A 5,712-nucleotide genomic window follows, 5' to 3' on the forward strand; every position below is an offset into this window, starting at 1 on the left:
ACGCTCCCATTTTTTCTACTAAGCTTGACGCTTAATACATCACCAATTATTCAGCAGATGCTTTAGCGAATAATTGACGACCACGGTAGATACCATCTTTAGATACGTGGTGACGACGGTGAGTCTCGCCAGTAGCTTGGTCTACAGTTAATGCATTCTCGGTTAAAGCGTCATGTGAACGGCGCATGTCACGGCGAGAGCGACTTTTACGGTTTTGCTGAACGGCCATGATGGCTCCTTACAAAGATCGAAAAAATGGATCAGAACAAATTCGATTGTCTTATACATGAAAGTATAACACAAAAATTAGTTAAGTTTACCCTTCAAACCTGCCAAAATACCAAACGGGTTATCCCGCTTTTCTTCGACAAGCTCTTCAACGGCAGGCTGATGCTTATGTTCACAAGCGTCATGCTTAGGTGACAACGGCATCAACAATAACAATTCATCCTCTATCAGTGAGAGTAAATCAGCAGTCGCAGGCGCATCATATGAACCTTTGGTTGTTGCTTCACTTTCACCTAAAACGATGAAATCAGCATCCTCATCCAAGCGCTCTATCAGTGACTCGTCATCTACAAGAGCTAGATGAAAACTTGAAACAAGTGGGATCTCAACAGTATCCAGACAACGCTGGCATTCCATTGGAACATTTGTTTCAACATGACCATCTAGCCATACAATGCGATGATAAGCATCCATTGATAGCTTACAGTCTATGTTAATCAATTGATCATCAATTGATCCAACAGCTTCACGAGCAATACGAACAAAGCGAGATAATGGCAGTGTTCCTGACCATTTAAAGCCCTGTTCAGCCCATTTAAACGGCTCAATCTGTGCCGGAAAGGTATTTGCTGACATAATTAAGGCGGCAATTCTACAAATTCATCAGTACTCTGTCAAAGATTAAGATACAATTTTGTACTTATTTAGACAGACCATTTGGGTAACTTAAGTTATGCATCTGTTGCAGCCGCAAACAGAAGTGAATGTTTCATCACTTATGAGCACAATTTCAACGCTTGATTCTGACATTTCAACCGACCAAGTGCAACTCTCGGCTTGGGAGAAACTTTCCACAGAAACAGAACACGTCGATTGGCTCATCTTACACTTTAATCATTGGTTTTCCCACCTGAATGTGAGCTTAGTGAAAGGTGACTGTGAGCCCGAGTACTTTCCTGCTGATTCAAACGGCCCTGCCCGTATTCAATTTGCTCATGGTTATTTCAATAGCGCTTTGCATGAAATTAGCCATTGGACTATTGCTGGCGAGCAACGCCGTTTACTTCCCGATTTAGGCTATTGGTATGCACCAGATGGTCGCAGCAAAGAGCAACAAGCCCTCTTTGAACAGGTAGAAATTAAGCCCCAAGCGATCGAATGGTTATTTGCCAAAGCCTTTGGACGTAAATTTCGTGTCTCACTTGATAACCTCACTGGTGAAGGCGGTGATGGCAGTAGCTTTAAAGATAATGTCTATGCACAATTACAGGCTTATTTTAAAGGCGAAGCCAAACTTCCACGCGATGCTTGGCGCTTTATCCAATGCATTTGCCACTGTACACGTGCTGGCAAAATGTTACAGGCGAATGAATTTCAACGTGAAATGCTTGATTAAATTATACAATTTGACTGCATTTCACATTGCACAAAGCGAATAGACCGCGACATAATGGCAAGAGCCTTTAATAATAAGAGGAAAACGACATGTTGCATTTAAGAATACATCCGGAAAATCCTCAGCCCCGTTTAATTACGCAAGCCGCTGAACGGATTCGTGCCGGCGATGTGGTGGTTTATCCCACAGATGCTGCCTATGCCATCGGTTGCCAGATTGGGAACAAAAATGCCATGGAACGCATTGCCCAAATTCGTCAGCTAGATGCTAAACATCAATATGCGATTATTTGTGCAGATTTATCTGACATTGCCACTTATGCCAAAGTCGACAATGCCATGTATCGTTTATTGAAAAATAATACCCCTGCGGTCACCACCTTTATTTTGCCTGCGACCAGTGAAGTTCCTCGCCGTTTAATGCATCCTAAAAAGAAAACCATTGGACTGCGTATTCCGAGCAACCCGATTTGCCAATTATTACTCAAAGAACTCGGTGAGCCTTTATTAACATCGACCTTAATTTTACCGGGCCAAAAAGAACCGATTGATGATCCTTACGAAATTGAACTGCAAATCGGTAAACGCATAGATGTATTGATTGATGGAGGTTTAGGTACTTTGAATACCACTAGCGTTGTAAACCTTGCAGGTGAATACCCAGAAGTGATCCGCCGCGGTGTCGGTGATGTCAGTGCTTTTGAATAAAAGACATGAAACATACACCGTCGTTTAATAAATACGGCGTGTGAAAATTAACTGACCGGATCAATGAATCATGCAGTAAGGAGTTTGTAAGATGAATTTATTTCAGATTTTACTCAACCTACATGATTTTTCAGACAATGAAACCATTTATGCTGTTGAGCCTTGGACGCTGGAATCCGAGGCAGAAGTTATCTTAGAACCTGCCACAGGTCTGATTCATTTTTCACGTGATGCAAAAATGTTTGAATATTTTTTAGAGATCACTCCAGCCAAAGCACTGTATCAACAGCTTGAAATACACAATGCATGCACTCAAGCGCAATGTCAGCACATCATTGAATATGCCATCCATAACACTTAATGCACTACTTTTCTGTGTCACAGCAATGGATGGATTTAAGCTGAATAGAGTTGAATAAAATCATTTAAATGCACTTTTTGCTGCCCTTTTGCATCGAAGTTGTCTGCCTTTAACCGCAGTTTTTATGGATTTTGCAAGATGTGACACAGGTCACATACACAAAAACACCATTACCGATCTGAGCATTATTCCCTATTTATTTTAAGTTTTTTGCCCAATTCAGGCACTGAGTAATTTCTTTAGCAGCAATTTTCCATTACACTATTCCCTATAAACTGTGTGCTTTTACTTTCGATGTGAGATCGAAGTCGAAGCGGTCTGCATGCCTTTGAAAATTCGCGTGGCTTATAATTGCAATGAACCCAACTGTCCATACTTCTATGGAAAATGCTCCACACATTCGCGTATTGGATGAGTGGCAAGATGCTATTCCAGAAGATTTGTACATCCCACCTGCAGCATTTGAAATTCTATTAGAGCATTTCGAAGGACCACTCGACTTTCTCATTTATCTGATTCAAAAGAATGGCTTTGACTTATTACAAGTGGATATTGCCCCGATCGCCGCTCAGTATTTATCTTATATGGATGCCATGAAGTCACTCGATATTGAGCTGACGGCAGACTATATGGTGATGGCGGCACTACTTGCAGATTTAAAATCACGTTTATTATTACCAAAACCTAAATCGGTTTCTGCGCTTGAGCAAGATCCGAAACAAGAATTGATTGACCGCCTAGAAACTTATTTACGTATTAAGCAAGCCGCTGAACGTTTAGGGCAAATGTCGGTACTCGATCGCGATACTTTTGATACCAATGTCAGCCTAGGCACTATTATTGAAACCAATGATGGCTATGACATTAACTTACTTCGCGACGCCATGTTCTGTGTTTTTAATCGCCCTGAACCGGTTACCCACCAAATTCAGCAAGAACCAGTCTTACTTGAAGAGCGTATTGCCTATATTGAAAGCAAACTTGAATCAGGTGAAGTTTTAGATTTTGCTGAGCTGCTTAAACCGAGCCAAGGTCGCATGGGTGTGGTGGTGACATTTATGGCTATTTTAGAACTGACACGTCAGCAAAAAGTTCAAATTGTGGCATCTGGTGTAGAAGCACCGCTTGCAATTCAAGGAGCACGCGCATGAATACTGAAGTAAGCTCAAGCATGACGCCTGCGGAAGATTTGCATGAAATCCTCATGCAGCTTGAAGCGATTATTTTTGCCAGTGAAGCGGCTGTCAGTATTGCCCGTCTAAAAGAGGCTTTCCAAGACCGTTTCACCAAAACTGAATTACGCCAATACTTGCAACAATTGTCAATGTTGCAACATGGCAGATCAATTGAACTTGTTGAAACCGCTCAGGGTTTCCGTTTTCAAGTCCGTGCAAGATATCGTAATATCATTGCACAAACCTGGCCTGAACGACCAACTCGTTTATCGCCATCTTTGCTCGAAACACTTTCTGTCATCGCTTACCATCAACCGGTAACCCGCGCAGACATTGAGCAAATCCGAGGAGTGACCAACAACAGTCAAATTTTACGTACTTTATTTGACTGGAACTGGATTAAAGAATCTGGTTTTCGCGAACTCCCAGGACGACCTGCGTTGTTAGTTACAACGTCTCAATTTTTAAATGCTTTTGGTCTAAGTACTTTAGGCCAACTGCCTCCCCTGCAGGATGCCAAGGAAGCTTTTATGGCACTCGATGCGAATGCACCGAAGTCATAAATAGGTGAACTGTTGATAATAATTTCTAAGGTTATGCTGTCATGAGTGAAAAATTGCAAAAGGTGCTTGCACGTGTTGGTTTGGGTTCTCGCCGTTATATGGAAGAAGTCATTGCCGCTGGTCGCGTAAGCGTAAATGGGCAAGTTGCCCAAGTGGGTGAACGTATTGAACCGGGTGATGAGCTTCGCATCGATGGTCGTAAAGTTCAGTTCCAAATTGAAGACGAAATTCGTCGTCGTGTGTTGATTTACTATAAGCCTGAAGGTGAAATCTGCTCACGTAACGACCCTGAAAACCGTCCAACTGTATTTGAACAATTGCCACAAATTACTGGCGATCGTTGGGTCATGGTCGGTCGTCTGGATATCAACTCAACAGGTCTTTTACTGTTTACGAATGACGGTGAATTGGCGAACCGTTTAATGCATCCATCAAGCGAAATTGAGCGTGAATATGCTGTTCGTGTTATGGGCGAAGTGACACCTCAGCTAAAAAACAACATGATTCAAGGTGTTGTGTTAGATGATGGCCCTGCGAAATTTGAATCTTTCTCTGAAATTGGTGGTGACGGGATTAACCGTTGGTATCAAGTCGTAGTGAAAGAAGGTCGTAACCGTGAAGTTCGTCGTATTTTCGAATCTCAAGGCCTTAAAGTGAGCCGTCTATTACGTACCCGTTATGGTTCTGTAATTCTACCACGTGAACTACGTACGGGTCGTTGGATCGAACTGGACAAGCAAGATATTGATAACTTAACCAAATCAGTTGAGCTTAAACCGCGTCAAGGCACAGGCTTATTTGGTATGGCAAAACGCCGTACTGAACGTATGCAAGACAAACCAATGGCCGCACGTCGTGGTGGTTACCTACGTCAACAACGTCGCGACAGCGATGAAAACCAAGCACCACAAAGTAATGGTTACCAAAACAATCGTGGTGAACGCCGTAGCGAAGGTTTCCAAGGCAATGGCTTTAACCGCAACGAACGCCGCAGCGAAGGTTTCCAAGGCAACACTGCAAACCGTGGCGAACGTCGCAATGACCGCTTTCAAGGTAACTCAGAAAATCGTGGTGAACGCCGTAACGATAACTTCGGTAACCGTGAGCGCCGCAACGATTCAGTGCCAAGCCGTGCATTTAATGGCAATAACAAAGGCTTTAAGAAATTTTAATTTCGTGCCGTTAAAAAAACCGCTCTGATGAGCTAATGCCAGTCAGTTAAGCAAACATTAGAAAAATGTAGTAAAAATGAGTGTATGCCAATACGCTCATTTTTTTATGA

The 5,712-nt window shown here is 42.6% G+C and carries 8 protein-coding genes; 6 read left to right on the top strand and 2 right to left on the bottom strand.

Annotation, left to right across the window (positions count from 1 at the left end; translation table 11 throughout):
- Positions 1-46: 46 nt before the first annotated feature.
- Together rpmF and ACN6OV_RS11455 are read right to left on the bottom strand one after the other, a co-directional pair.
- Complete coding sequence (gene rpmF / locus ACN6OV_RS11450) at positions 47-229, bottom strand: 50S ribosomal protein L32 (protein ID WP_004279227.1); 183 nt, start codon at positions 227-229, stop codon at positions 47-49.
- Between the two features lie 77 nt (positions 230-306).
- Positions 307-864, bottom strand: coding sequence for a YceD family protein (locus tag ACN6OV_RS11455; RefSeq protein ID WP_427953058.1), 558 nt, complete (start codon positions 862-864; stop codon positions 307-309).
- A 97-nt stretch (positions 865-961) separates the two neighbouring features.
- Here ACN6OV_RS11455 and ACN6OV_RS11460 point away from each other — a divergent pair, with 97 nt between their 5' ends.
- The 6 genes from ACN6OV_RS11460 (at position 962) to rluB (ending at position 5,602) form a co-directional block, all read left to right on the top strand.
- Complete coding sequence (locus ACN6OV_RS11460; RefSeq protein WP_427953060.1) at positions 962-1,624, top strand: elongation factor P hydroxylase; 663 nt, start codon at positions 962-964, stop codon at positions 1,622-1,624.
- Positions 1,625-1,713: 89 nt separating this feature from the next.
- Positions 1,714-2,331 (top strand): L-threonylcarbamoyladenylate synthase, encoded by a 618-nt coding sequence (locus ACN6OV_RS11465; RefSeq protein ID WP_427953062.1) that lies wholly within the window; start codon positions 1,714-1,716, stop codon positions 2,329-2,331.
- A 91-nt stretch (positions 2,332-2,422) separates the two neighbouring features.
- Complete coding sequence (locus ACN6OV_RS11470) at positions 2,423-2,692, top strand: hypothetical protein (RefSeq protein WP_427953064.1); 270 nt, start codon at positions 2,423-2,425, stop codon at positions 2,690-2,692.
- A 356-nt stretch (positions 2,693-3,048) separates the two neighbouring features.
- Positions 3,049-3,843: a segregation and condensation protein A gene (locus ACN6OV_RS11475; protein WP_427953066.1), complete on the top strand. Its 795-nt coding sequence runs from the start codon at positions 3,049-3,051 to the stop codon at positions 3,841-3,843.
- Positions 3,840-4,430, top strand: coding sequence for an SMC-Scp complex subunit ScpB (gene scpB / locus ACN6OV_RS11480; RefSeq protein ID WP_427953068.1), 591 nt, complete (start codon positions 3,840-3,842; stop codon positions 4,428-4,430). Before ACN6OV_RS11475 ends, scpB begins: the two co-directional genes overlap by 4 nt.
- 41 nt (positions 4,431-4,471) lie before the next feature.
- Complete coding sequence (gene rluB, locus ACN6OV_RS11485) at positions 4,472-5,602, top strand: 23S rRNA pseudouridine(2605) synthase RluB (RefSeq protein WP_427953070.1); 1,131 nt, start codon at positions 4,472-4,474, stop codon at positions 5,600-5,602.
- The last annotated feature ends 110 nt before the right edge of the window (positions 5,603-5,712 follow it).

The sequence above is a fragment of the Acinetobacter sp. genome (genome assembly GCF_050285345.1).
Classification (GTDB): Bacteria; Pseudomonadota; Gammaproteobacteria; order Pseudomonadales; family Moraxellaceae; genus Acinetobacter.

Excerpts from the sequence above, each read along its gene's own strand:
- rluB (WP_427953070.1), top strand. The coding sequence starts at position 4,472 with ATGAGTGAAAAATTGCAAAAGGTGCTTGCACGTGTTGGTTTGGGTTCT.
- ACN6OV_RS11460 (WP_427953060.1), top strand. The coding sequence starts at position 962 with ATGCATCTGTTGCAGCCGCAAACAGAAGTGAATGTTTCATCACTTATG.
- ACN6OV_RS11465 (WP_427953062.1), top strand. The coding sequence starts at position 1,714 with ATGTTGCATTTAAGAATACATCCGGAAAATCCTCAGCCCCGTTTAATT.
- scpB (WP_427953068.1), top strand. The coding sequence starts at position 3,840 with ATGAATACTGAAGTAAGCTCAAGCATGACGCCTGCGGAAGATTTGCAT.
- rpmF (WP_004279227.1), bottom strand. The coding sequence starts at position 229 with ATGGCCGTTCAGCAAAACCGTAAAAGTCGCTCTCGCCGTGACATGCGC.
- ACN6OV_RS11470 (WP_427953064.1), top strand. The coding sequence starts at position 2,423 with ATGAATTTATTTCAGATTTTACTCAACCTACATGATTTTTCAGACAAT.
- ACN6OV_RS11455 (WP_427953058.1), bottom strand. The coding sequence starts at position 864 with ATGTCAGCAAATACCTTTCCGGCACAGATTGAGCCGTTTAAATGGGCT.
- ACN6OV_RS11475 (WP_427953066.1), top strand. The coding sequence starts at position 3,049 with ATGAACCCAACTGTCCATACTTCTATGGAAAATGCTCCACACATTCGC.